Genomic DNA, 23,445 nt, shown 5'->3' on the forward strand with positions numbered 1-23,445 from the left:
CGGTACTAGGAGTCCAGGATCACTGAGCGGGTGAGGTTCCGGGGCAGGTCCGGGTCCAGCCCGCGGGCACGGGCCCGGGCGAGAGTGATCTTGTGGATCAGGGCCAGGTCGGCCAGCGGGTGGCGCCCGGTGTGGATGAAGTCGGCACCCGTGGGTGCGACGTCGTCGGCGAGCCCCGCCACGTCGTCGCCGAACAGCCACACCACCCGGCCCGGGGCGGCGATCGAGATGGGTCCGTGGCGGTATTCCTTGGCGGGGTAGGACTCGGTCCAGCCCTGCACTCCCTCACGCATCTTCAGCCCCGCCTCGTGCGCAAGCCCCACGGTCCAGCCGGTCCCCAGGAAGGTGAACTGCTCGGCGTCGAGCAGTTCGGGACTGAGGTCCATCTCCAGTGCCGCTGTCGCATCGGTGATCGCTCCGCCCAGGTCGATGTCCAGTGACGCCAGCAGGTAGGCGAGGGCTGCGGTAGCAAAGCGGGTCTGCACCACCGACTGCTCGTCGGCGTAGGGCAGGGCGACGACGGCGTCGGCCAGGGTGATGGCCGGGGAACTGGTGTCGCCGATGACGGCGATGATCCGGACGGACCCCTTGAGTTCCGTCATGAGTTCGAGCACCTCGGTGGTGGTGCCGGAGCGGGAGATCGCGACGACGGCGTCGTAGCCGCGGCCAGCCACCACCGCTGCCTCGGAGGCCGCAAACGCATCAGTCAGTCCCTTCCCGGCGCTTTCGCGCGCGGCGGCGTAGCTTTGCGCCATGAACCAGGACGTGCCGCAGCCGATGACGGCAACGCGTTCGCCGTCGGCGGGGAGGAGATTCTCGGAGGCGGCCTGGTCGATGGCCTGGCGCCAGACGGCGGGCTGCGAGTGGAGCTCCTGGTCCATGTGCGTGCCTGCGGATCCGGGTGCATGGGGGGCGGAGTGGGGCATCGGGAGCTCCTTTGCGGTTTGAGGCGGCATCATCCGCGGTGATTGGGTCTGACGTTTCAAGGGGTAAAGCGGTCAGTAACAATCTAACCACTCCCCGGGCACTTTTGGCAGTGCGGGTGCCGTAACACTCAGATCTCGATCAGCGCGCCCGCTTGACGTGAGACATGGATCACGCAATTATCAATCCACAACGGATGAACAGTAATGCTCATTCTGAAGGCAATACCGTCAACTTGTTGCAAGTATTCCGGTGTCAGCCACAGCCGCTGCGCCACCTTTGGGAGAACGAGGAAACCATGAAGAAATCAATCCGTACCGGCATGGTCGCCAGTGTGGCGGTCGCCGGTCTTATGCTCAGCTCCTGCGGCTTCGGCGGCGGAGACAGCGGTGGAGAGGAGGAGGGCAGAACATCACTGGACCTGCTGGTGCCCAGCTACTCCGACGGAAGCCGGGCCCTCTGGGAGGGTGTCATCGAGGAGTTCGAGGCAGCCAACGAGGACATCTCCATCAATCTTCAGGTCGAATCGTGGGAGAACCTTGAATCGGTGCTGAACACCCAGATCCAGGCTGGCGAGGCGCCGGATATCTATAACGGCGGCGCGTTCTCAGCGTTCGCCACCGAGGGTCTGCTGTATACCGCCGAGGAGATCGCGTCTCCAGAGACGATCGCCGACTTCCAGGAGTCCTTCGCCGCCAACGAGCAGGTGGACGGCACCCAGTACGCCCTGCCACTCCTCGCTTCGGCGCGGGCCCTGTTCTACAACGAGGACCTGTTCGAGGAGGCCGGCGTCGATGGCCCGCCCACCACCTGGGATGAGCTCTACGATGCGGCAGCGGCAATCACCGAAACGGGCACGCCCGGCTACGGCATGCCGCTTGGGTCCGAGGAAGCCCAGGGCGAGGCACTGATCTGGATGGCAGGGAACGGCGGTGGATTCGGTGACGAAAGCGAAATCACCGTGAACACTCCCGAGAACCTCGAGGCAGCCGAGTTCATGAAGCGCATGATCGACGACGGCCTGACCCAGGCTGATCCGGGCGCCACCCAGCGCACCCCGATGATCAATGTGTTCATCCAGGGCCAGATCGGCATGGTGTACGGCCTGCCGCAGACCGTGGGGCAGATTGAAGCCGAGAACCCCGAGCTGAACTACGGGCTGGCGAACATTCCCACGGCGTCGGGCGAACCGGCCACCCTGGGCGTTGCCGACCGGCTGATGTCGTTCAAGAACGACGGCGACAAGGCCGAGGCTGTCACCGCTTTCATGGACTTCTTCTTCGCCCCGGAGAACTACGTGGAATGGGTCAGTACCGAGGGCTTCCTCCCGACCACCATTTCCGGTGCCGAGGAGATGTCCGGTGACGAGACCCTGGCGCCGTTCCTGGAGATGCTGCCGAGCGCGGTGTTCTACCCCACCTCCAACCCGGCCTGGAACGCCACCGACGGTGCGTTCAAGTCCCTGTTCGGCCAGCTGGGCCAGGGGATGGAACCTGCAGAGGTACTTGAGCAGATCCAGGCCGAGGCCGACGAAGCAGCCGAGTAGCCCACACACCGCGGAGTGCCTTCCCCTTGCGGAAGGCACTTCGCGGTACCACCCCCACCGGCGGCAGAGAATGAGCTATTTACCATGAGTGCACAGCCCGTACTGGTCAACCCGGCCGCGTCCCCAGGACGAAAGCGCCGCCGCCAGAATTCCGACGGCCTTCCCGCAGCCCTCCCCTGGATTGGGCCGGTACTCCTCCTGATCTTCGCGATAGTGATTTTCCCGGCCGGGTTCATGATCTACAACTCCACCCGGGAAATCAGCCAGAGCGGGATCGACCAGGGGTCCGCGGGGTTTGCGAACTTCGCCGATGTCTTCTCCGACCCCAACCTGCCCCGGGTTCTCTTGAACACAGTGGTCTGGGTGGTGGTGGTGGTCTCGTTGACAGTGCTGATCTCCCTGGCCCTGGCACAGTTCCTCAACAAGCCCTTCCCCGGACGCACCCTGGTCCGGATGGCAGTGGTTGTCCCGTGGGCCGCAAGCGTGGTGATGACCACCACCGTGTTCTACTACGGCCTGGACAGCAACTACGGCATCATGAATGCCTTCCTGGTGGACATCGGCATCCTCGACAGTCCCTACGGCTTCACCAAGAACGTCATCCCGGCGCTCGGCCTGGCCATCATCGTCGCCGTGTTCGTCTCGATCCCCTTCACCGCCTACACCCTGCTGGCAGGGCTGCAGGCGGTACCGGAGGACGCGCTGGAGGCGGCAAAGATGGACGGGGCGGGCCGGTTCCGCACTTACTTCAGCATTGTGCTGCCGCAGCTTCGCGGGGCCCTCGCGGTGGCGGTGCTGATCAACATCATCAACGTGTTCAATAACCTGCCGATCCTGAGGATCATCACCGGTTCGATTCCCGGGTACCAGGCAGACACCCTGATGACCTACATCTTCAAGGTGCTGCAGTTTGACCGCCGGGTCGACATTGCCAGTGCCCTGAGCGTGCTCAACTTTGCCATTGTCATCGTGATCGTTGCGGCGTACGTGAAAATCGTCAAGCCGATGAAGGAGCTCTAGACATGGCCACCATCGCCCCGGGTCCGGCAACCCTCCCCCCGGCGCAGGCACGCCGGAAACGGTATGGCTCCGACCAGGTATCAGGCCGCCGGATGGGACTGCGGATGGCGATCGGCGCCGTCGTCGCACTGGTGTTCCTGCTCCCCTACGTGATCATGCTCGTGGGTTCGCTGAAGACCCGCTCGGAGATCCTCGCGGTGCCGCCCGCCTACTTCCCCACCGAGGGCCTGCAGTGGAGCAACTATGTGACCATGTGGGACACCCCCGAAACACCGCTGCCCTACAACCTGGTCTCGACGATCATCATCGCCGTGTTCGCGACCCTGCTGGTGCTGCTCGTCGCCACCCCGGCGGCCTATTACACAGCGAGGTTCCGCTTCCCCGGGAAGACGGTGTTCCTGTTCCTGGTCATCGTCACCCAGATGCTGCAACCTGCGGTGCTCACCGCCGGTTTGTTCAGGGAAATGCTGGTGCTGGGGATCAACGACACCTGGCTGGCGATGATCCTGATTAACGCGGCGTTCAACCTTTCCTTCGCCCTGTGGATCATGCACAGCTTCTTCGCGGCAATTCCGAAGGAGATCGATGAAGCAGCCCAGTTGGACGGCGCAGGGAAGCTGACGGTGATGTTCAGGGTGAACTTGCCGCTGGTCTGGCCGGGCATCGTCACGGCGGTGATCTTCACCTTCGTCTCATCGTGGAACGAGTTCGCGGCGTCTCTGGTGATCATGTCGACGGCGGAGAACCAGCCGCTGTCAGTTGCGTTGACCAAGTTCATCGGTCAGTACGCCACCTCGTGGCAGTACGTGTTCGGTGTCTCGATCGTGGCGATCATTCCCGTGATCATCCTCTTCGCCTTGATCGAGAAGAGGCTGATCGGCGGCCTCACAGCAGGAGCAGTAAAGTAGCTCCTCCCCCGGTCACCCGCCGCCGCGTGTTCCGTGCTGCTTCCACTGCACTATGTTCCAGGGTGTTCCGGTAGGTTTCCCACCAGGAAAGGTCCCCGGGCGGCAGGTTGTCGTTGTGCGGCTGCAGCCCGGCCGATCCGTCGATGAGTTCCCGCACAATGTCGGCGTGCCCGGCATGACGGTTGGTCTCCGCAAGCAGATGGATCAGGATCAGGTGCAGCGTCGCCGGGTTGCGGTCATCGGACCAGTGCGCAACGTGCCCGGTCGACTCAAGCGTCAGCGCGTCGATCGTCGCGTCAGCATGTGCCCACGCCCGGTGGTACAGCCCGATGATCTGCTCCCGCGACTCGTCGGCGGTGGCCCACATGTCCGCGTTCGGCTCGGCGTCGTCATCGAACCAGGGCAGAGGCTCGCCGGAGGGGCGACCGAACGTGTCGCCGAGGTAGCCGAACTCCACGCTCGCGACGTGCTTGACGAGGCCCAGCAGGTTGGTGCCGGTCGGGGTCAGCGGCCGGCGGACGTCGTACTCGGAGAGACCGTCCAGCTTCCATAGCAGGGCAGCGCGGGCCGTGCGCAGATAGCGGTGAAGATCTTCCTTGGCGGTGTCATTCGTCATGCGGCGGGTCCTCTCATCACCCAGCTCAGCGTTCTCGCCGGGTCCCGGTTCACGAGTAGTTTGGCAGTTCCTGGAGTGCCCACTCGTTGCCGTCGGGGTCGGCGAAGTACACGAACCGGCCCCACTCCATCTCCTCGACCCCGCGCGCAGATACCCCGTTGTCGGTGAGCTGCCGAAGGGCGTCATCGGCATTGGGGACGACGATCATGACCCCCTTCTGTGTCCCCGGAGCCATCTCGGTCAGCCCTGTCCCCATCACAATGGAGCAGGCGGATCCCGGTGGGGTGAGCTGGACGAACCTCAGGTTCTCATCGACCTGCTGGTCGTGATCGGCAGTGAAACCGACCTGGTCAACGTAGAAGGCTTTGGCCCGGTCAACATCTGTGACAGGGATCGGAACAACCTCAATCTTCCAGTCCATTACGCGGTCCTCTCTCGGTCCTTCGAGCCCACCCGGTGGCGGATTCTGCTTCACAGCCTAGAACCTAATGCGGTCACCTTTGGTCCGGATCCCGGGACCAAAGGTGGCCGGATGGGGTCGACCCGCTACACCGCGATGACTGAGAGCAACCGCAGCTTCTCCGCTGTCTCGCTGCCCGGAACAGCCGTGTAGACAAGCAGCGAGTGGGATTGGCCAGGATCGACCAGCTGTTGACAGTGCAGTTCCAGGGCGCCTATCTCCGGGTGAATGAAGTGCTTGACGTCCCGTGGCCTCAGCCCCACCTCGTGGTCGGCCCAAAGACGGCGGAACTCGTCGCTGCGGTCAAGGAGCAGCTCCGCCAGCTCGGCGGCCCGGGACTCCGGTCCCCGGTGTGCCAGGACTCCCCGCAACCCGGCGGTGAACATGCGGCTCAGGAACGAATGGTCCTCGGGGGCGTAGCGGGTCCGGACCTCGGGATTGGTGAACCACCGGTAGCCGAGGGACCTCTCCGGCCCCGTCAGCCCCGTGGTGTCCCCGGTGAGCGCCACCCCCAGCCTGGTCTGCTTCAGTGTCTCGCCCAGCTCGGTAACCAGCTCGGCGGGGGTGTCTTCCAGCCGGTCCAGGACCCGAAGGAGCCCGGGGCTGATGTGCTCACCCGTCTGTTCGCGCGTTGGCGGATTATGGCCGGCAAGCAGGAACAGGTGGTTGCGTTCGTCGCGCGAGAGGTGCAGTCCCTGAGCGATTGAGGAAAGCATCTGCTCGGACGGTTGCGGCCCCCGCTCGCGCTCGAGCCGGGCATAGTAGTCGGTCGACATGTGGCACAGGGATGCGACCTCCTCACGGCGGAGGCCAGCGGTTCGGCGTCGTTCGCCACGTGGCAGCCCCACGTCCTCGGGTTGCAGCGCCTCCCGGCGGGTCCGCAGGAACCCGGCGAGTCCGGTGCGGTCGATCACGATGATTCCTTTCGCAGCGATGTCTCATGCTAGTCACCCGGCCCAGCGGGAGCCACGGTCTGCGAATCCCCCTTTGCGCACCGGACTGGTTACCACCCCTGCCCGGAGTCTCCTGGCTGGGGAGCTCTCCCCAGCCTCGGATCGGGAGGCCCTTGTTGCGGTGCGGCCCAGGGGTGATCGTGAAGGAACACACCATCGAAGGAGCAGCACATGGCACGCACAACACCTGACCTCACCCTTCCATCACTGGCAGGAAAGCGGGTCCTGATCACCGGAGCCAGTGACGGGATGGGCCTGGGCATGGCCCGGCGCCTCGCCCAGGCCGGGGCGGAACTGATCCTGCCCGTGCGGAACCTGAGCAAGGGGGAAGCCGCCGTCGCGGGGATCCGCAGCCGGGTACCGGCTGCCACCGTGTCGCTGAGAGACCTCGACTTGTCGTCGCTGGGCTCGGTCGCCGCGCTTGGCCGGAACCTTCGCGCTGAAGGAAAGCCGATCCATATCCTCATCAACAATGCGGGAGTGATGACCCCACCGAGCCGCCAGCAGACGACCGACGGGTTTGAGCTGCAGTTCGGGACGAACCACCTGGGCCACTTCGCGCTCGTCAGCCAGCTCCTGCCGCTGCTCCAGGAGGGTGGCGCACGAGTCACCTCGCAGGTCAGCATCGCTGCCCGCCGGGGTGCCATCAACTGGGACGACGTGAATTGGAGCCACAGCTATGACGGGCAGCGGGCCTACAGCCAGTCCAAGATCGCGGTGGGCCTGTTCGGGCTCGAGCTTGATCGCCGCAGCCGGGAGGGTGGCTGGGGAATCAGCAGCAACCTTGCGCACCCGGGGGTTGCCCCCACCAACCTGCTCGCCGCCCGCCCTGAACTTGGTCGGAGGTCGGACACGCCGCAGGTCCGGCTGATTCGCTGGCTCTCCGCCCGTGGCCTGTTGCTCGGCACGGCGGAGACGGCGGGTCTCCCCGCACTCCTGGCGGCAACCGCTACCGTCGCCGCCGGAGCGGCGCTTTATGGCCCGAGCGGGGCGGGCCATCTGGGCGGGGCACCTGCCGAACAGCAGCTGTACCTGCCCCTTCGCAGTGCTGAGGACGCCGCCCGGCTGTGGGAGCTCTCCGAGGAACTGACCCGGACCCGGATTCCCGCCGTCTGACTGTGCGCCACCGGACCCTGTGCCGTTCGGTTCCCCCGCCGGGGCTCAGCCGATCCGGTTGCCCTGCTTCCAGACGGCGTGGGTCAGCGGCACTCCCGGGCGGTACGCCAGGTGGGTGGCCGACGGTGCGTTCAGCAACTGCAGGTCCGCCCGGTGCCCGACGGCGAGGGACCCGACCGCGCGGGCGCCGTCGTCGTCGGTCCCCGTTTCCCGGTGCAGGGCCAGCGCGCCCCCGAAGGTGGCGGCCCGGACGGCTTCGTGAACGCTGAGCCCCATCTGAAGCACTGCAGTGGTCACGCAGTAGGCCATCGAGGTGGTGTAGGAGGTGCCGGGGTTGCAGTTGGAGGCCAGCGCGATCTGGACACCGGCATCCAGCAGAGCACGCCCCGGCGCGAGGGGCTGGCGGGTGGACAGGTCGCAGGCGGGCAGGCAGCCGGCGACCGTTCCCCGGGGTCCGGTGCCGTCGTCGTACCCGGACCAACTGTCGGCGAGGGCAGCGATGTCCGCCTCGTCCAGGTAGTTCACGTGGTCTACACTGGCGGCGCCGAACTCGACGGCGAGCTGCACCCCGGCACCGGGACCCAGCTGGTTTCCATGGACCCGCAGTCCCAGTCCCGCGTCGCGGCAGGCCGTGAGGATTTCGCGGGACTGCTCGGCGCTGAAGGCTCCGCGCTCACAGAACACGTCGGCCCAGCTGACGTACGGGCGGACGGCGTCGAGCATGGGACCGCAGACCAGACGGACATACTGGTCGGGGTCGATCCCTGCGGGAATCAGATGCGCCCCGAGGTACGTCACCTCGTCGACGACGCCGGCGGCGATGCGGGCGCTGCGCCCCTCGTGCTCGACGTCGAGCCCGTACCCCGTCTTGGTTTCCAGGTAGGTGGTGCCGCCCGCGTTCGCTTCGGCGACCCGGCCCAGGAGCAGTCGGGTGAGGTCGTAATCGGACGTAGTGCGGGTCGCGTCAGTGGTGACGGCGATCCCGCCGGCGGCGTAGTCCTGGCCCGCCATCCGCGCCTCGAATTCGGCGGTGCGGTCCCCCGCGAAGACCAGATGGGTGTGGCTGTCCACCCAGCCCGGAAGCCCTGCCCGGCCCTGCGCATCGATCATGTCGTCGGCGGCTGGCGCATCGGCTGCCGCGCCAATCCAGCTGATCCGTTCTCCCTCGAACACCACCGCGGCGTTCCGCAGGACCGTGTGTTCACGGTCCTGGGTGGTGAGTTCACCGATGTTGGTGATCACGAGGCTCATGCGTTTCCTTTCAGGGCAGCGGCCAGCAGTCCGGCCGGGTCGCCGAGTGCGAGATGGTGTCCGTCGCGCGCCACCAGATGACCGGCGACGACCACGGCTGTCACATCCGCGGCGGTGGCGGTGAGGGGTAACTGGGCGGGGCTGGAGCCGATGGTGCGCAGCGACGCCGGGTTGATACTGACCAGGTCGCAGGGTCGACCGACCTCGATGGCGGAGACGGGGGTGGCCATCGAGTGGGTGGCCCCGGTGGTGGCGGCGTTGAGCAGGTCTGCGGGGCTGAACCGTCCGCGCAGGCCCGAACCGAGCCGTTCCCCATGTTCGAGGGCCCGCATTTCCAGCCAGGGGTCGATCACCGCGTGCTGGTCGGTGCCGAGCGCGATCCGCGCTCCGGCGTCCTGCAGCGCCCGGGCGGGGCCGATCCCGTCGGCAAGGTCCGCCTCGGTGGTGGGACACAGGACTGCTGTGGTCCCGGCGCCTCCCAACAGGGCGATGTCCTCAGCGGTGAGATGAGTGGCGTGGACGACGCTTAATCGGTCGGAGAGCAATCCGTGCCGGTGCAGCAGTCCGGCCGGTGTGGTGCCGTAGTGCTTTTCGCAGTCCGCGTTCTCGGCGGGCTGCTCGGACAGGTGGATGTGGAGTGGGACATCGGTGGGGAGGCCTGCGGCGAGGATGCGCAGGGCTGTTTCAGGCACCGCCCGGACCGAATGCAGGGCTGCCCCGACGGTCACGAGGTCCGGGTCGAAGTGTTCGGCAATAGTCCGGCGCAGGTCGGCGAACCGCTCCAGCCAGGCCGCCGCATTGGCGTCGCCGAACCGTTCCTGATCGGGAGACAGCGGTGTTCCGATGCCGCCGGCGAGGTAGCAGGTGTCCAGCAGCGTCAACCGGATTCCGGCAGCGATCGCGGCGCGGCACAGGGCCAGCTCCATCGCGTGCGGGCCGTCCCCGGTCGACCCGTAGGGCTCACCACCGGGCTGGTGGTGTACGTAGTGGAATTCGGCGACGCTGGTCCAGCCGGTAACCACCATCTCGGCGAAGACCGCGGTGGCGAGCCGTTCGTAGCTGGCGGGGGTCAGCGTTCCGGCGGCACGGTACATCTCCTCACGCCACACCCAGAAGTCACCGCCGCCGTCGTGGGTCCGTCCCCGGAGCACCCGGTGGAACGCGTGCGAGTGGGCGTTGGCGGCGGCGGGGAACACCACACCGGTGAGGTCCCTGTTGTCGTCCGGTGCGGCGTCAACGTCGCAGGTCACGCCGGTAATGGTGCCTGAGTCATCGGTTTCAATGCGGACCCGCTGTTGGATCCCCCGTCCGGCCACCCAGGCCTGTTCACACCAGAACGTCGTCACAGCAGGTCTTCCAGCACGTCGGCGAGCGCCGTGGCTGCGAGGTTGGCGTCGTCGCGTTCGACGTACTCTTCCGGCGAGTGGCTGATGCCGGTGGGGTTGCGGATGTACACCATGGCCGAGGGGACGTAACCGGCCAGCACGCCGGCGTCGTGCCCGGCACCGGTGGGCAGGGCTGGTACCGGGTTCCCGTCGTTCGACCGGCGGAGCGAGTTCTGCAGCTGCCGCTGCAGGGGTGCATCGAAGTGGACGGTGCTGCTGAAGGATTCCTCAGTCAGTGTCACTGCGCACCCCTCGAACGCTGCTGCCTTCTGGGCCTGACCGTGGATCGACTCCACGAGGGCAGCAGTGACGGCATCGTCGGGGTGGCGGACGTCGAGCCACAGGTCGACGCGCGAGGCGATGACGTTGGTGCCGCCCGGGACTGGCTGCAGCCGTCCGACGGTGGCGCGGGCGTCATCCTGTGCTGCGGCGATCCGGCGGATGGCCAGGATAATCTGTGCGGCGACGACCATCGGGTCGGCGCGGTCTGCCATCAGGGTGGTGCCGGCGTGGTTGCCCTGACCTGCGACGCTCAGCCGCCACCGTCCGTGCCCGAGGATGGAGGAGCCGACGCCGACCGGTGCGCCCTGGTCGATCAGCGCCCGGCCCTGCTCGACGTGGAGTTCGACGAAGTCGCCGATGGTCCGGAGCGCTTCCTCGTCGCGGCCGAGACGTGCCGGGTCGAGTCCGTTCGCCCGGCTGACGTCGGCGAAGGTGTTGCCGTCGGTGTCCTTGAGGTTCCGCACCTTATCGGCGTCGATGGCACCGGTGAGGAGCCGCGATCCGAGGCAGGCCACCCCGAACCGGGAGCCTTCCTCCTCCGGGAAGACGGTCACGGCGAGGGAGCGTCGCGGCTCGACGCCGCGTTCCTTCAGGACGTCGACGGCGGCGAGCGCAGCGCTCACGCCGAGCGGTCCGTCGAATGCCCCGCCACCGGGCACCGAGTCGAGGTGGCTGCCGGTGACCAGCGCGCCGGTCCGGTCCCCCGCCGCTGCATCCCACCAGCCCCACATGATCCCGTTGCGGTCGGTGCTGACCTCGAGGCCACGCTGGGAGGCTTCGGCGGTGAACCAGTCGCGCAGCTCAAGCTCGGCCCCGGAAAACACCGGCCGGGAGTACCCACCCCGATGGGAATCACGTCCGACGCCGGAAATCGACGCGAGCATGCTACTAACGGTATTCATCGATTTCTCCACCATCTAATCTCCATGCCAACAGGGTTGAGCAGGGGGCCGGAGGCCGCCTGCCGTGTAGGCGAGTTGGATTTCCGGTAGCGAGGAACGAGCCAGCGGAAATCTTTGTCGAGCCGGCGGCAGGGGGCCGGAGGCCCCACACCCCAGAAGAGTCAGTCTGCCATGGGGATGTGGACTCCACGCTCTGCCGCGACGTCGGATGCCCGCTGGTATCCGGCGTCGACGTGGCGGATCACGCCCATCCCGGGGTCGTTGGTGAGCAGCCGTTCCAGTTTCTCGGCGGCGAGCGGTGTCCCGTCGGCCACTGACACCTGGCCGGCGTGGATGGACCGGCCAATGCCCACTCCTCCACCGTGGTGGATTGACACCCAGGTGGCACCGGAGGAGGTGTTGAGCAGGGCGTTGAGCAGGGGCCAGTCGGCGACGGCGTCGGACCCGTCGGCCATCGCCTCGGTCTCCCGATAGGGTGAGGCCACCGACCCGGAATCGAGGTGGTCGCGGCCGATCACGATGGGCGCTGACACCTTGCCGTCGGCGACGAGCTGGTTGAACATCTTCCCGGCCTTGGCCCGGTCGCCGTAGCCGAGCCAGCAGATCCGCGCGGGCAGGCCCTCAAACTCAACCAGGTCACCGGCGGCGTCGAGCCAGCGGTGCAGGTGGGCGTTCTCGGGGAGCAGCTCCTTCAGCGCCGCGTCGGTGACGGCGATGTCGGCCGGGTCGCCGGAGAGCGCCACCCAGCGGAACGGACCCATGCCCTCGCAGAACAGCGGCCGGATGTACGCGGGGACGAAGCCGGGAAACTCGAACGCCCGCGGGTAGCCGCCCTGCCGGGCTTCGTCACGGATGGAGTTGCCGTAGTCGAAGACCTCGGCGCCGGCGTCCTGGAACCCGACCATCGCCTCCACATGGTGGGCCATGGAGGTCTGGGCCTTTTTGGTGAAACCGTCGGGATCGCCCTTCGCCTCGCGGTCCCACTCGTCAGTGGACACTCCCTCGGGGAGGTAGCTCAGCGGGTCATGGGCGGAGGTCTGGTCGGTGACGATGTCGATGGTGAGCTCGCCGGCCAGGTGGCGGCGGAGCAACTCCGGGAAGACTTCGGCAGCATTACCGACGACGCCGACCGACAGGGCGCGCTTCTCCTCCTTGGCGGCCAGCACCTGGCGCAGCCCGTCCTCAAGGTCGGTGGCGACGACGTCGAGGTAGCGTTTCGCGGCGCGGCGCTCCAGCCGGGACCGGTCGACGTCGACAATCAGCACCGCGCCACCGTTCAGGGTGACGGCGAGCGGCTGGGCACCACCCATGCCGCCGCAGCCAGCGGTCAGGGTCAGTGTCCCGGCCAGCGTAGCCGTCGGGGATTTGAACAGCTTGCGGGCAATCGCCGCGAACGTCTCGTAGGTGCCCTGCAGGATGCCCTGCGTGCCGATGTAGATCCAGGAGCCGGCAGTCATCTGCCCGTACATCATCAGACCTTCGGCTTCGAGCTTGCGGAACTCGGGCCAGGTGGCCCAGTCCCCCACCAGGTTGGAGTTGGCCAGCAGTACCCTCGGCGCCCATTTGTTGGTGCGGAAGATACCGACGGGTTTCCCCGACTGCACCAGCAGCGTCTCATCATCCTCGAGGTCCTCCAGGGACCTGACGATGGCGTCGTAGGCTTCCCAGCTGCGCGCGGCTCGGCCGGTTCCGCCGTAGACCACCAGGTCCTCGGGCCGTTCGGCCACCTCGGGGTCGAGGTTGTTCATCAGCATCCGCAGGGGTGCCTCGGTCTGCCAGCTCTTGGCGGTGAGTGTGGTGCCGCGGGCGGCACGGATGGAGCGGGAGGGGTCGTGCTGGGTGAATGAGGTGCTCATGCGGATTCTCCGTCGATGGTGAGGTGTCCCGGATGGGTGGGGGTAGTGGAAGTGTTGAGGATGCCCGATGCTTCGCCGGCGACCAGTTGGCCCAGGATTTCGGCCTGGTGCTCACTGATGCGGTAGCTGGGGACCACCACGCTCAGCGAGGCGGCAATCCGGTCCCCGATCATGACGGGTGCGGCGACGGCCGTGACATCGGGTTCGACGCCGTTGCGGACCACCACGTAGCCGCAGGCGGGTGCCTCTCCGGCCAGCACCCTGCCGGCCGCAGTGCCGGTGAGCGGAATACGCCGGCCCACCCAGCTGGTGTGCCTGACTGAGTGGGTGCCTTCACGGACGGCGATGTAGATGCCGTGCCCGTCGTCGGCGGGGACGTTGAGGTAGGCGGACTCCCCCGTGCTGGCCACCAGCCGGTCCAGGGCTGCACCTGACAGCGACACGAGGGATTCGTGGCTGAGCGCCTGGGCACCGAGCTGCACGATGCGCATGCCGGGGCGGTAGCCGTCGTCGTCCTTCCTGACGAAACCGGTGGCTTCGAGGGTGCGCAGCAGGCGCAGGGCTGTGGACGCGGAGAGCGACGCGTCGCGGGCGGCGTCGGCCAGGCTGACCGCTCCCCTGTCGCAGACGGCGCCCAGGAGCAGGAGCGCACGCTCCACGGTACGGGTCGATGTGTCGGCCATGCGGTGTGCCTCCTTCTACGGGTGACTCGGTGCGGTGGGCCTTGCATTGCAGGACGTAATGCATTTCACTTATTGAAACGCTCTTTTCATTCATTGGCAAGACTTAGTGTGGAAGCGGGTCCGCAGGTGGGCACCAGTCAGACAGTCAACGTGGGCGTCGGAGCCCTCCGGCCCGACGACGTCGTCGCGGTGGCACGGCACGGCGCGAGGGTCGAGATCCTTCAGGAGTCGATCACCGCGATGGAAGCCTCCCGACAGGTGATTGAGGACCTCGTCAACGACCCCATGCCCCACTACGGCGTGTCCACCGGCTTCGGTGCCCTGGCGACCACCCACATTCCGGTGGCCCAGCGCACCCAGTTGCAGCGGAGCCTGATCCGCAGCCACGCTGCCTCTTCAGGCGCGGAGGTGGATCGCGAGGTTGTCCGCGGGCTGATGCTCGGCCGACTCTCCACCATGGCCACCGGCCGGACCGGTGTCCGTCCCCTCGTGGCGCAGACCTACGCGGCCCTCCTCAACGCGGGTATCACCCCGGTCATCGGCGAGTACGGCTCGCTGGGTTGCTCCGGCGATCTGGCCCCGCTGTCGCATATTGCCCTGGCCCTGATGGGCGAGGGTGACGTGCGCGACGACGACGGCGTCCTCCGTCCCGCCAGCGAGGCGCTCGCCGCAGCCGGGATCACTCCGGTGGAGCTCCGCGAAAAGGAAGGGCTGGCCCTGATCAACGGCACCGACGGCATGCTCGGCATGCTGATTCTGGCGTCCGCTGACCTTCACCGCTTGCTGAAAACTGCAGATCTTGCGGCAGCCATGAGCGTCGAGGGGCTGCTCGGCACTGACGGCGTGTTCGCCGCGGACCTCCATGCGCTGCGGCCCCATCCGGGCCAGATCTCGTCGGCCGCCAACATCCGCCATCTGCTGGACGGGTCACCGCTGATCCAGGCGCACTCCGCTTCAGAGCTCAGCGCCCACCGCAGCACCCGGGTCCAGGACGCGTACTCGCTGCGTTGCGCGCCGCAGGTGCACGGGGCAGCCCGTTCCACCCTCGCCCATGTCGAGTCGGTGGCGGCCATTGAACTGGCGTCGGCGATCGACAATCCAGTGGTCACTGTCGACGGCCGGGTCGAGTCCAATGGCAACTTCCACGGCGCCCCCGTGGGTTACGCGCTGGACTTCCTCGCCATCGCCGTCGCCGATGTGGCCTCCATGAGCGAGCGCCGCACCGACCGGTTCCTCGATAAGGCCCGCAGCCATGGGTTGAACCCCTTCCTGGCGCACGACCCAGGGGTCGATTCCGGCCACATGATCGCCCAGTACACGCAGGCCGGGATTGTGTCGGAGCTTAAGCGGCTCGCGAATCCCGCGTCGGTGGATTCGATCCCCTCCTCGGCCATGCAGGAGGACCACGTCTCCATGGGGTGGGCGGCCGGACTGAAACTCCGGCGGGCCCTCGATGGCCTGACCCGGGTCCTAGCGATCGAAATCCTGACGGCCGCCCGCGCGCTGGACATGCGCGATGGCGGCCTGGCCACCTCCCGCAGTGCGGTGGCCATCCACGCGGCACGGACGGTGGTCCGCGAGGTGGTTGAGGGACCGGATACCGACCGCTACCTCGCCCCCGAGATCGAAGCGGTGCGGGTACTGGTCGACAACGGTTCGCTGGTCACCGCCGTGCAGGAAGCCCTGGGCGGACCCCTGGCCTAGGCTGTTCAGCGGGCTTGTAGGCCGCTACCACCGGTGGGCGACGTCGACCACCAGCCGTGAGGCAGTGCCCGGGCCGTCCAGGGTGAACACCCTGAAGGGCAGTCGGGCACGCACACCGAGTCCGAAGGTGGACTGTCCTTCGAAGCTGCCGGCAGACGCGAGCTGGCGGAAGGTGGTGTACCCGGCCAGGTTGACCAGTTCCGACGGGTTGGCTGGCCGATACGTGGCGTTGCCAAACCTGTCGTAGCTCGGTGCCTTGACGATGACCCGCAGGAAAGCCCCACCGCGCAACGGGATGAGCTGGCCACTTCCGTCAGCCCTCACTGCGCTGACATATTCGACCCGGTACCCTGCACCCTTCCCCCGGATATCGACCACCATCCGGTCAAAGCAGGGGTGCTGTCCCGCCCTCACATTCGTGATGGGCGCAGTGGTCATCGGCGCACTGGTTTTCGCCAGCGAGCCCCAGGTTATACCGCAGTACGGCGCTGCCGTGGCAGCGGTTGGAACCACCAGTCCCAGACCGAGCACCAGCAGGAATGCTGCCAGCAACGCGCCAAGTTTTTTCATCATGCACCCCTCATGGGTTGTGGATTTGATGAATCAAAGATATCGCGACGACGGCAGTAAAGCGCCGGACGGAAACTCTCTGACCCCGAACCGTTACGTGGGTCTCGGTGGGATCGGTGGATCTTGACCACGGCACCGTGTTGCTAGCCTTGGACAAACCCGCCAAAGGAGATCCAGCCAGTGAGTGTCGCCCCAGTACGCAAGCCCAAGCCTCAGTCCATCCTGACCGTCCAGCGCACCGAGTGGCTGTCTCCGGCCATGGTGCGGGTAGTTGCCGGCGGGGATGGGTTCGCCTCGTTTGGCCGTAATGACTTCACCGACCGGTATGTGAAAATCCACTTCGCCAAACCCGAGCTGGGGCTGGTGCCGCCGTACGACCACCAGGCGCTCCGTGAAACCCTCGACCCTGCCGACCTCCCGGTCACCCGGACCTATACCGTCCGTTGGGTGGACTATGCGGCCCAGGAGCTGGCCATCGACTTTGTGGTGCATGGCGACGAGGGTCTCGCCGGACCGTGGGCGGCGTCGGCCCAGCCCGGTGACACCCTGGTGGTGGCGGGGCCCGGTGGCGGCTACTCTCCCAACCCAGAGGCCGACTGGTACCTTTACGCCGCCGACGAAACGGCACTGCCCGCAGTGGCCGCTGCCCTGGAGTCACTGCCCGCCGACGCCGTCGGGATGGCCTTCCTTGAGGTGGAGGATGAGCCGGACCGTCTGGATCTCACTGCCCCGTCCGGCGTCGAACTTGTCTGGCTGTACCGTCGCGGGGCGACGGCGGGGACCCTCCTGGCCGCTGCCCTCCAGCAAGCCTCATGGCGTGATGGCCGGGTGCACGTCTTTGCCCACGGCGAGCGGGAGTCGATGAAGCAGTTGCGGGATGTGTTCTTCGTCAAGCACGGTCTGGAACGCAGCCAGGTATCGCTGTCCGGCTATTGGGCGCTGGGCCGCACCGAAGACCGGTTCCAGGCGGAGAAGAAAGAACCGGTCGGCAAAATCCTCGACTGAGGTCCGTTTACCCGCGACGCTCAGGTGGCTGGCAGTGGTTCCGGCCGGGGTCGGCGCTGCAGCCTGCCCATCACCGGTTCGACCAGGCGGGCAGCGACCGGTCCGAGGACCGCTGTCAGGAGCACATAGGCACTGGCCAGGGCGGCAAGCTCCCCGGTGATCGCCCCCGACGCGACCGCCAGGCCCGCGATCACGATCGAGAACTCGCCGCGGGCGATCAGGGCGACGCCGGCCCGTGCCCGTCCCAGCCGTCCCACCCCGTGCTGGCGGGCTGCCCACCAGCCGGTAGCAATCTTGGTGGTCGACGTGATGAGGACCAGGAGGATCGCGATCCCGAGCACCGGGGGGATGGTCGCCGGGGCGGTGTTCAGCCCGAACACCACGAAGAAGATCGCGGCGAACAGGTCACGCAGTGGTTCGAGGAGCCGGGTGGCGTTGGTCGCTGTGGCCCCCGAGATGGCGATGCCGAGGAGGAAGGCCCCCACGGCCGCCGATACCTGCATCGCTGCCGCGACGCCCGCCACCAGGAGCGCGGCACCGAGCACTGTGAGGAGGAAGACCTCCCGGTCCTTGCTGTCCACAATCGCCGAGACCACGTTCCCGAACCGCAGGGCAATGATGAGCACCACGGTGACCACCACCAGCGAGATTCCGACCGCCTGCATCCCGCCGGCAAAGCTGGCGCCGGCGAGGACAGTGGTCAGGATGGGCAGGTACACGGCCATGGCAAGGTCTTCAAATACCAGCAGGGACAGGATGACAGGGGTTTCCCGGTTACCCAGTCGATCCAGATCGGTCAGTACCTTCGCCACGATTCCCGACGACGAAATGTAGGTGACGCCGCCCATCACCATGGCACCCACCGGCCCCCAGCCGAGGAGGAGCGCCACCACAGCGCCGGGGGTGAAGTTCAGGACTATGTCGAGGACACCGGCCAGCCAGGACTGCCGGAGCCCGGTAACCAGTTCCTTGGCCGTGTACTCAAGGCCCAGCATGAGCAGCAGCAGGATAACGCCGATCTCGCTGGCAATTTCGCTGAACTCGTTCAGGCCCTCCAGTTCAATGAAACCGCCGTGCCCGAAGAAAAGCCCGCCCAGCAGGTAGAGCGGGATGGGTGAGAGGCCGATCCGTCCAGCAAGACGCCCCAGGATGCCGAGGCAGAAGAACACAGCCCCCAGTTCGATCAGCGTCAGCGCACTACCGGCCTCCAAGCCGGACTCAGCCGCCGCCGAGGATTTCGGCGGCCGCTTCCAGACCGTCCGACGTTCCGACGGCGACCAGGAGGTCCCCGGTCTGCAGGGTGAAATCGGGGTTCGGCGAGGGTTCAACCTTGCCGTCGCGCAGCGCCGCCACCACTGAGGCGCCGGTGCGGGTTCTCATCCTGGTGTCTCCGAGGCGGTACCCCTCGAACGGTGAACCGCGGGCAATAAGGAATTGCCGGGTGTTCACCCCCGGAAGATCACGGTGTTCCTCGGTCAGCTGGGCCACCAGCTGGTGGGCACCGAGCAGGTTACCGAGTGTCGCGGCTTCGTCGGCGGTGAGCGGGACGGAGACGAGGCAGGCGTCCGGGTCATCCTGCCGGGAGATGATGAGCGCGGTCTCGCCGTCGCGCTGTGTGACAGTTCCAATGCGGCGCCCGGAGGACGTCACAATGTCCTTGCGCATACCGATTCCCGGCAGCGGCGTTTTGTCGACCTTCATGATTCAATTCTAGACCTTGGCAGCGGCATTCCACCCGGGGCGAACGGCCACCTGGGCCCCGCCCGGTTCAGCCGAGCGGGCGGGCCGGTTGCCGTGGTCTCCCCTTACGGGGATAGTGGGTGGGTGCATGAGCATTGCGTATGAAAGGCGCCGAATGATCGAGATCCTGAGCCCCACCGAACTGACCCGTGCCAGGGACACCGGCGCCCTGGTTGCCGACATTCTGCAGACGATGAAAAGCCGCGCCACGGTGGGTACGAACCTGTTGGATATCGATGCGTGGACGAAGACGATGATCGCCGACGCCGGGGCACAGTCCTGCTATGTGGATTACGCGCCCTCTTTCGGCCGCGGCCCGTTTGGGCATTACATCTGCACGGCCGTCAATGACGCAGTGCTTCATGGGCTCCCCCACGATTACGCCCTCGTGGATGGGGATCTGCTGACGCTCGATCTGGCGGTCTCCAAGCGCGGCATCGCAGCGGACTCGGCGATCAGCTTCATCGTGGGTGATGCGCGTCCCGCGGAAAGCGTCGCCATGATCAGCACCACCGAGCAGGCCCTGCGTGCGGGAATCGCCGCAGCCGGTCCCGGCGCGCGCATCGGCGACCTCTCGCATGCCATCGGGGCGGTGCTCAGCGACGCCGGTTACCCCATCAACACCGAGTTCGGTGGCCATGGGATAGGTTCGACAATGCACCAGGACCCCCACATTCCCAACACCGGGCGGCCGGGCCGCGGCTACGTGCTGCGCCCCGGGCTGCTGCTCGCGCTCGAGCCCTGGATCATGGCGGACACCGCAACCCTGCTCACCGATGCCGATGGATGGACGCTTCGCAGCGCCACGGGTTGTCGGACCGCGCACAGCGAGCACACGATCGCCATCACCGATGATGGAGCCGAGATTCTCACCCTTCCCCGCTAACCATCATGGCCGCCGCAGTTGGTTCGGTCGCGGTTGAATGGACTGCTCGGCGGTTCGGCCATCCGGGGCCGCCAGACTCACAGTGATCCGTTCCGGGACCGCAGGGCTGTACACCCAGTATCCGCCGGCACGACCTGGATACCGCCCCACGAGCGTCCGCGCGGACGCTGTTGTGGGGTTGGCCACCGGCACATCCTCCAGCAGCACATCAATCACCACCGGCCGGGGTGGCCGCACCGGGAGCGGGCTGGCCGCCCGGGGCCGCAGGGTCACCCGTAGCCGATAGGATCCGGCGGGAGTGGCCACCGGTGGCGTGTTGCTCGTCCATTCGGCAAGCGCGCCCGCAAGGGGTTGACGGCGCGCCAGGGCCAGCCCCGTCACCTCCGGTGCAGGGAGCAGCGCCCCGGGCGGGACGGTCACCGTTTCAGTGGTAGTCCGGCCGAGGGGGTCGGTTATTGTCACACTCACCTCGACGGTGTCCCCTGGATCGGCGCGACGGAGAAGTGCCCGATAGCCGGTTGCGGCACCGCCAGCGCCCTCGATCCGCCAGAATCCCGACCCTGTGGCTGGCTCCACCTCGGAGACCAGGCCAAGCTGTTCCGATGAGCTGATCAGCGCTGCGCCGAGGGGGACGGTCGCGGACACGGTGATCCGATGGGTGCCGAGCGGGCTAGGGGTGGCCGGTGCCCGGCTGGTCCAGGTGATTACTGCCTCACCCGCACCGCCTGGCCCGGGCGAAAGGTCAAGGGAGGAGAGATCAGGGGGTCCCGCCGGGGGTACCACCACCCATGCGGCCGAACTGGCGTCCGAGCGGTCCCCCAGGATGCCCCGTGATGGGTCATCGCTGCTCCAGGCGGTCGCCCGGTACCAGACCCGTTTCCAGGACCCATCGGGGACGTCGAAGCCATCAAGGGTCCGGATTCCTCCACCGGGTGCTAGCCCCTGACCGACTGTCCACCCGGGGGTGCCCGCCGAGACGGCTGCCACGGGCGGCCCCATGGTCCCCAGGGATGCGACAGCCTCGTCCACCCTGACCCGGTGCAGTTCCACCCGGGTCACCGGTGCGCCGTCGCGCGCGCCCACCAGCACCCGCGCCTTGTTGATCCCCCCATCCTGCAGCGGATGGAGTTCGAGTGTTGGTGGTGCGGGACGTGACCGGCGGGGCACGGCGTAGGCAAACCACTGGTCGGAGGCACTGGGGCCGGACGGCCACGTCGCCTCGATCTGACCGGCGCTGACCCCAATGACCACGAAGACGTGAATGTCGGTGGTGCCGCGGGGCAGGGTCACGTCGGCTGAGGTACCGGTGATCAGGGTGGAGTTCCGGCGGGTGAACGCCCGCCGGGACGGGTCGGCGTTGAACACGGCCTTCATCGCTTCGAGCCGCTCGGACAGGGTGGTCTCGATATCCGCTGGCGGCGACCCCGCGGTCTGCGCCAGCTTGGTCTCAGTGGACTCGTAGATTGCGTAGCCGGCGACCGATCCGGCAGCCGACCAGGACAGCCGAGCGTGCGATTCCCCGTTGGCGTCCGGGAGACTGCCGAGGGCAACGGTGGGCAGGGTGTTCATGATGACCACCGGGGGCCGGGGATCGGAGGTCGTGACGACACTGGGCTCGGTGGGCCAGTTGCCCCACCGGTGCGGTGCCACACGTTCCTGCCCAACAGCCCAGAGTGCCAAACCAAGGTGTCCCGACGCATCGAAGTCAAGGGTGAAACCGGGAACGCGGAGCCGGTAACGCCGTTCCCGCTCCCCCTGCCCTGCGGCACCCATGGGCACCACGGCGTCGCCTGCAAGATTGATACCCGTCAGGGGCACACCGGCGTGCTGAGCATGGTCGCCGGTGAACTCGACGTCCACGAATGCTCCACCACCACCCAGGCTGCGCTGCATCCCGACGGGCACCGACGTGTCTGGCGGCTTCGCCCCGTGCAACGGGGCGGCAAACAGTCTGCCAGCAAACCTGATGGTCTGTGGCCCCCTGGCTGACCAGTCCCAGAGGAACTCGACCTCGAGTTGCCCGGCGACCGGGCTTCCCGCCGTCGGGCTGCCCACTGCCGTCAGCGCGGCGCTGACAATCCGCACGGCGTCGACTCCCGGCTGGTCGACTGAGGTGCTGGCGGACCGCCATTTGCTCCACAGCCCGTAGAGGTCCTGGTGCGCCACCGAGTAGGCGGGCGAGATGCTGCCCGGATCGGGTGGGATCGGAATCTCGCGGTCCACAGCGGAGATTTTGTGGGGCGCTGGGTCCCCGTCCATTTGGGCATCGTTGATCACCCCTGGCAGCCATCCGCCACCGATCCTTGGGGGTAGGAGCGACGACGCGGCGAGGTCCCCCGGGTGGGAAAGCCGGGCGAAGGCGTAGCTGCGCGGGCGGGCTAGCGGGGTCATCGGTGGCCGCTCCCACCCCGTGCGCAGGGACGTCCGCCACGGTAGGTCACGGGCCGCGGGACGCAGGTACCCCATTTTCTGGACCGTTGCGCCGGCCGGTGCCAGGGGCGCAATCCCTGGTTGCGGGGAGGGGATCACAGCCGCATAGGTGCGTTCGGCCGACTGCCCGTCGAGCCCTTTTTCGTAGGTGGCAGTCACCAGGAAGTCGTAGTCGCTGCGCTCGCCGTGATCGTCCTTCGGAAGGTCATCGGGCCCGTACGCAGTACCCATGCCCAGCGCCAGTGCTGCGTAGGGATCCGTTCCGGCGGCGAGCAGGGTCATCCCCCAGGGCGAGACAAGGGAGGTGGTCGGATCACCCGGTGCTGAGCCGCCACCGGAGTTGGCGGGCGGCGGCATGGTGACAGCGATGGTGCGCCCAGCATGGTCCCGCGGCGGATGGGCGTGGGAGATGACCGCGAGGTGGTGCACCAGCGAGTCGTTGGCGTCAGCGATGACAGCGGTGAAGTCCGGCTCCTGCCACCCCGGTGCCGTGATTCCGGCGGCCAGTTGTGGGTCCCAGCCCGACGACGGCGCACCCCGCTCCAGCCGCTGCCCGGCGGCGACCACAGGGTCGGTGAGGGCCGGGGAGGAGCCGGATCCGTCGACCAGCATGCCCTGCAGGTGGCTGCCGTAGGCGGTGCCTGTCCACCGTGCACCATCCACCGGAAGACCCACCCGTTCCAGCTCTTCCCAGCCCATTCCCTCGTCATACTGCGACAGGTCTGTGCCCAGGAGCGATTCGATACTGATGCCCGGGTCGACCAGGAGGCCGTCCATGGCCCCCGCACCGATCCTTACTGTTCCGGCTCCGGGTTCGAAACGCCTGACGGCCACGGCACCGGAGGTGCTGGGCCAGCCGGCAAAGGCATAGATGTAGCCTGCGCTCCCGGTGAGGGCCAGCTGGGTGGTGACCAGCCGAACACCGGGCCAGGTCACCAGGGTGCGCCCGCCCAGTGAGGGAACGAGAACTGCGCGGAAGTCCAGGTCAGTGATTTCCGCGCGCATGCTCGCCCGGCGCCACACGCTGAAGGGTCGGCTGGGAATGCCTATCTCCTGATTGGGCAGCCACCGCAGCTGTACGTTCGCCGGTCTGACCTTCAGGGTGCGCGAATACTCTTTGAGCCCGCCCAGAGTGCGGGCGTGCACCGCCCAATTGATGGCGACGCCTTCAGCCTGGAACCGGCGTGGATTGAATACGTAGCTCATGA

20 protein-coding genes are annotated in these 23,445 nt (G+C 67.1%); 7 read left to right on the forward strand and 13 right to left on the reverse strand.

Annotation, left to right across the window (positions count from 1 at the left end):
• Nucleotides 1-5: 5 nt before the first annotated feature.
• Nucleotides 6-926: an SIS domain-containing protein gene (locus tag HMI58_RS06515; RefSeq protein ID WP_171618558.1), complete on the reverse strand. Its 921-nt coding sequence runs from the start codon at nucleotides 924-926 to the stop codon at nucleotides 6-8.
• 296 nt (nucleotides 927-1,222) lie between these two features.
• Here HMI58_RS06515 and HMI58_RS06520 point away from each other — a divergent pair, with 296 nt between their 5' ends.
• The 3 genes from HMI58_RS06520 (at nucleotide 1,223) to HMI58_RS06530 (ending at nucleotide 4,398) form a co-directional block, all read left to right on the forward strand.
• On the forward strand, nucleotides 1,223-2,470 hold the full coding sequence (locus HMI58_RS06520; RefSeq protein ID WP_171618559.1) for an extracellular solute-binding protein: 1,248 nt from the start codon (nucleotides 1,223-1,225) through the stop codon (nucleotides 2,468-2,470).
• Nucleotides 2,471-2,554: 84 nt separating this feature from the next.
• Nucleotides 2,555-3,490 (forward strand): sugar ABC transporter permease, encoded by a 936-nt coding sequence (locus HMI58_RS06525; RefSeq protein ID WP_171618560.1) that lies wholly within the window; start codon nucleotides 2,555-2,557, stop codon nucleotides 3,488-3,490.
• A gap of 2 nt (nucleotides 3,491-3,492) precedes the next feature.
• Entirely contained in the window at nucleotides 3,493-4,398 is a 906-nt protein-coding gene (locus HMI58_RS06530; protein WP_205207958.1) for a carbohydrate ABC transporter permease, read from the forward strand.
• On the opposite strand, the gene HMI58_RS06535 is transcribed toward HMI58_RS06530, so the two are convergent.
• The 3 genes from HMI58_RS06535 to HMI58_RS06545 form a co-directional block, all read right to left on the reverse strand.
• On the reverse strand, nucleotides 4,376-5,014 hold the full coding sequence (locus tag HMI58_RS06535) for a DinB family protein (protein ID WP_171618561.1): 639 nt from the start codon (nucleotides 5,012-5,014) through the stop codon (nucleotides 4,376-4,378). The genes HMI58_RS06530 and HMI58_RS06535 overlap by 23 nt on opposite strands.
• 49 nt (nucleotides 5,015-5,063) lie before the next feature.
• Nucleotides 5,064-5,435 (reverse strand): glyoxalase superfamily protein, encoded by a 372-nt coding sequence (locus HMI58_RS06540; protein WP_171618562.1) that lies wholly within the window; start codon nucleotides 5,433-5,435, stop codon nucleotides 5,064-5,066.
• Between the two features lie 125 nt (nucleotides 5,436-5,560).
• Nucleotides 5,561-6,388, reverse strand: coding sequence for a helix-turn-helix transcriptional regulator (locus HMI58_RS06545; RefSeq protein WP_171618563.1), 828 nt, complete (start codon nucleotides 6,386-6,388; stop codon nucleotides 5,561-5,563).
• A 210-nt stretch (nucleotides 6,389-6,598) separates the two neighbouring features.
• Here HMI58_RS06545 and HMI58_RS06550 point away from each other — a divergent pair, with 210 nt between their 5' ends.
• Nucleotides 6,599-7,543, forward strand: a complete 945-nt coding sequence (locus HMI58_RS06550; RefSeq protein WP_171618564.1) for an SDR family oxidoreductase — start codon at nucleotides 6,599-6,601, stop codon at nucleotides 7,541-7,543.
• 45 nt (nucleotides 7,544-7,588) lie between these two features.
• On the opposite strand, the gene HMI58_RS06555 is transcribed toward HMI58_RS06550, so the two are convergent.
• From HMI58_RS06555 to HMI58_RS06575, 5 genes are all read right to left on the reverse strand, one after another.
• On the reverse strand, nucleotides 7,589-8,794 hold the full coding sequence (locus tag HMI58_RS06555) for an amidohydrolase family protein (protein WP_171618565.1): 1,206 nt from the start codon (nucleotides 8,792-8,794) through the stop codon (nucleotides 7,589-7,591).
• Nucleotides 8,791-10,140, reverse strand: coding sequence for a formimidoylglutamate deiminase (locus HMI58_RS06560; protein ID WP_171618566.1), 1,350 nt, complete (start codon nucleotides 10,138-10,140; stop codon nucleotides 8,791-8,793). The genes HMI58_RS06555 and HMI58_RS06560 overlap by 4 nt, the downstream gene beginning before the upstream one ends.
• Nucleotides 10,137-11,363 carry an allantoate amidohydrolase gene (locus tag HMI58_RS06565; protein ID WP_171618567.1) on the reverse strand — a complete coding sequence of 409 codons (1,227 nt, stop codon included), beginning with the start codon at nucleotides 11,361-11,363 and terminating at the stop codon, nucleotides 10,137-10,139. The genes HMI58_RS06560 and HMI58_RS06565 overlap by 4 nt, the downstream gene beginning before the upstream one ends.
• A gap of 161 nt (nucleotides 11,364-11,524) precedes the next feature.
• Nucleotides 11,525-13,219, reverse strand: a complete 1,695-nt coding sequence (hutU, locus tag HMI58_RS06570; protein ID WP_171618568.1) for a urocanate hydratase — start codon at nucleotides 13,217-13,219, stop codon at nucleotides 11,525-11,527.
• On the reverse strand, nucleotides 13,216-13,902 hold the full coding sequence (locus HMI58_RS06575) for an IclR family transcriptional regulator (RefSeq protein ID WP_171618569.1): 687 nt from the start codon (nucleotides 13,900-13,902) through the stop codon (nucleotides 13,216-13,218). The genes hutU and HMI58_RS06575 overlap by 4 nt, the downstream gene beginning before the upstream one ends.
• A gap of 126 nt (nucleotides 13,903-14,028) precedes the next feature.
• On the opposite strand from HMI58_RS06575, the gene hutH reads away from it, so the two are divergent.
• Complete coding sequence (hutH, locus tag HMI58_RS06580; RefSeq protein WP_171586318.1) at nucleotides 14,029-15,606, forward strand: histidine ammonia-lyase; 1,578 nt, start codon at nucleotides 14,029-14,031, stop codon at nucleotides 15,604-15,606.
• Nucleotides 15,607-15,630: 24 nt separating this feature from the next.
• Here hutH and HMI58_RS06585 read toward each other — a convergent pair whose 3' ends face one another.
• Nucleotides 15,631-16,176, reverse strand: coding sequence for a hypothetical protein (locus HMI58_RS06585; protein ID WP_171618616.1), 546 nt, complete (start codon nucleotides 16,174-16,176; stop codon nucleotides 15,631-15,633).
• Between the two features lie 180 nt (nucleotides 16,177-16,356).
• Between HMI58_RS06585 and HMI58_RS06590 the strand changes: the two genes are divergently transcribed.
• Nucleotides 16,357-17,181: a siderophore-interacting protein gene (locus HMI58_RS06590; protein WP_171618570.1), complete on the forward strand. Its 825-nt coding sequence runs from the start codon at nucleotides 16,357-16,359 to the stop codon at nucleotides 17,179-17,181.
• Between the two features lie 20 nt (nucleotides 17,182-17,201).
• Here HMI58_RS06590 and HMI58_RS06595 read toward each other — a convergent pair whose 3' ends face one another.
• On the reverse strand, nucleotides 17,202-18,392 hold the full coding sequence (locus HMI58_RS06595; protein ID WP_171618571.1) for a cation:proton antiporter: 1,191 nt from the start codon (nucleotides 18,390-18,392) through the stop codon (nucleotides 17,202-17,204).
• Between the two features lie 7 nt (nucleotides 18,393-18,399).
• Nucleotides 18,400-18,882: a cation:proton antiporter regulatory subunit gene (locus tag HMI58_RS06600; RefSeq protein WP_171618572.1), complete on the reverse strand. Its 483-nt coding sequence runs from the start codon at nucleotides 18,880-18,882 to the stop codon at nucleotides 18,400-18,402.
• 154 nt (nucleotides 18,883-19,036) lie between these two features.
• Here HMI58_RS06600 and map point away from each other — a divergent pair, with 154 nt between their 5' ends.
• The gene (map, locus tag HMI58_RS06605; protein WP_171618573.1) at nucleotides 19,037-19,807 is read left to right on the forward strand and encodes a type I methionyl aminopeptidase; all 771 of its coding nucleotides are present in this window, start codon (nucleotides 19,037-19,039) and stop codon (nucleotides 19,805-19,807) included.
• Between the two features lie 3 nt (nucleotides 19,808-19,810).
• Here map and HMI58_RS06610 read toward each other — a convergent pair whose 3' ends face one another.
• Nucleotides 19,811-23,443, reverse strand: a complete 3,633-nt coding sequence (locus HMI58_RS06610) for a hypothetical protein (RefSeq protein ID WP_171618574.1) — start codon at nucleotides 23,441-23,443, stop codon at nucleotides 19,811-19,813.
• Between the last annotated feature and the right edge of the window lie 2 nt (nucleotides 23,444-23,445).

This window comes from Arthrobacter sp. 147(2020) (genome assembly GCF_013116715.1).
Lineage (GTDB): Bacteria > Actinomycetota > Actinomycetes > Actinomycetales > Micrococcaceae > Arthrobacter_D.

Coding starts and splice junctions, on each gene's coding strand:
- HMI58_RS06515 (WP_171618558.1), bottom strand. CDS start 926: ATGCCCCACTCCGCCCCCCATGCACCCGGATCCGCAGGCACGCACATG.
- HMI58_RS06520 (WP_171618559.1), top strand. CDS start 1,223: ATGAAGAAATCAATCCGTACCGGCATGGTCGCCAGTGTGGCGGTCGCC.
- HMI58_RS06525 (WP_171618560.1), top strand. CDS start 2,555: ATGAGTGCACAGCCCGTACTGGTCAACCCGGCCGCGTCCCCAGGACGA.
- HMI58_RS06530 (WP_205207958.1), top strand. CDS start 3,493: ATGGCCACCATCGCCCCGGGTCCGGCAACCCTCCCCCCGGCGCAGGCA.
- HMI58_RS06535 (WP_171618561.1), bottom strand. CDS start 5,014: ATGACGAATGACACCGCCAAGGAAGATCTTCACCGCTATCTGCGCACG.
- HMI58_RS06540 (WP_171618562.1), bottom strand. CDS start 5,435: ATGGACTGGAAGATTGAGGTTGTTCCGATCCCTGTCACAGATGTTGAC.
- HMI58_RS06550 (WP_171618564.1), top strand. CDS start 6,599: ATGGCACGCACAACACCTGACCTCACCCTTCCATCACTGGCAGGAAAG.
- HMI58_RS06555 (WP_171618565.1), bottom strand. CDS start 8,794: ATGAGCCTCGTGATCACCAACATCGGTGAACTCACCACCCAGGACCGT.
- HMI58_RS06565 (WP_171618567.1), bottom strand. CDS start 11,363: ATGAATACCGTTAGTAGCATGCTCGCGTCGATTTCCGGCGTCGGACGT.
- hutU (WP_171618568.1), bottom strand. CDS start 13,219: ATGAGCACCTCATTCACCCAGCACGACCCCTCCCGCTCCATCCGTGCC.
- HMI58_RS06575 (WP_171618569.1), bottom strand. CDS start 13,902: ATGGCCGACACATCGACCCGTACCGTGGAGCGTGCGCTCCTGCTCCTG.
- HMI58_RS06585 (WP_171618616.1), bottom strand. CDS start 16,176: ATGAAAAAACTTGGCGCGTTGCTGGCAGCATTCCTGCTGGTGCTCGGT.
- HMI58_RS06600 (WP_171618572.1), bottom strand. CDS start 18,882: ATGAAGGTCGACAAAACGCCGCTGCCGGGAATCGGTATGCGCAAGGAC.
- map (WP_171618573.1), top strand. CDS start 19,037: ATGATCGAGATCCTGAGCCCCACCGAACTGACCCGTGCCAGGGACACC.
- HMI58_RS06610 (WP_171618574.1), bottom strand. CDS start 23,443: ATGAGCTACGTATTCAATCCACGCCGGTTCCAGGCTGAAGGCGTCGCC.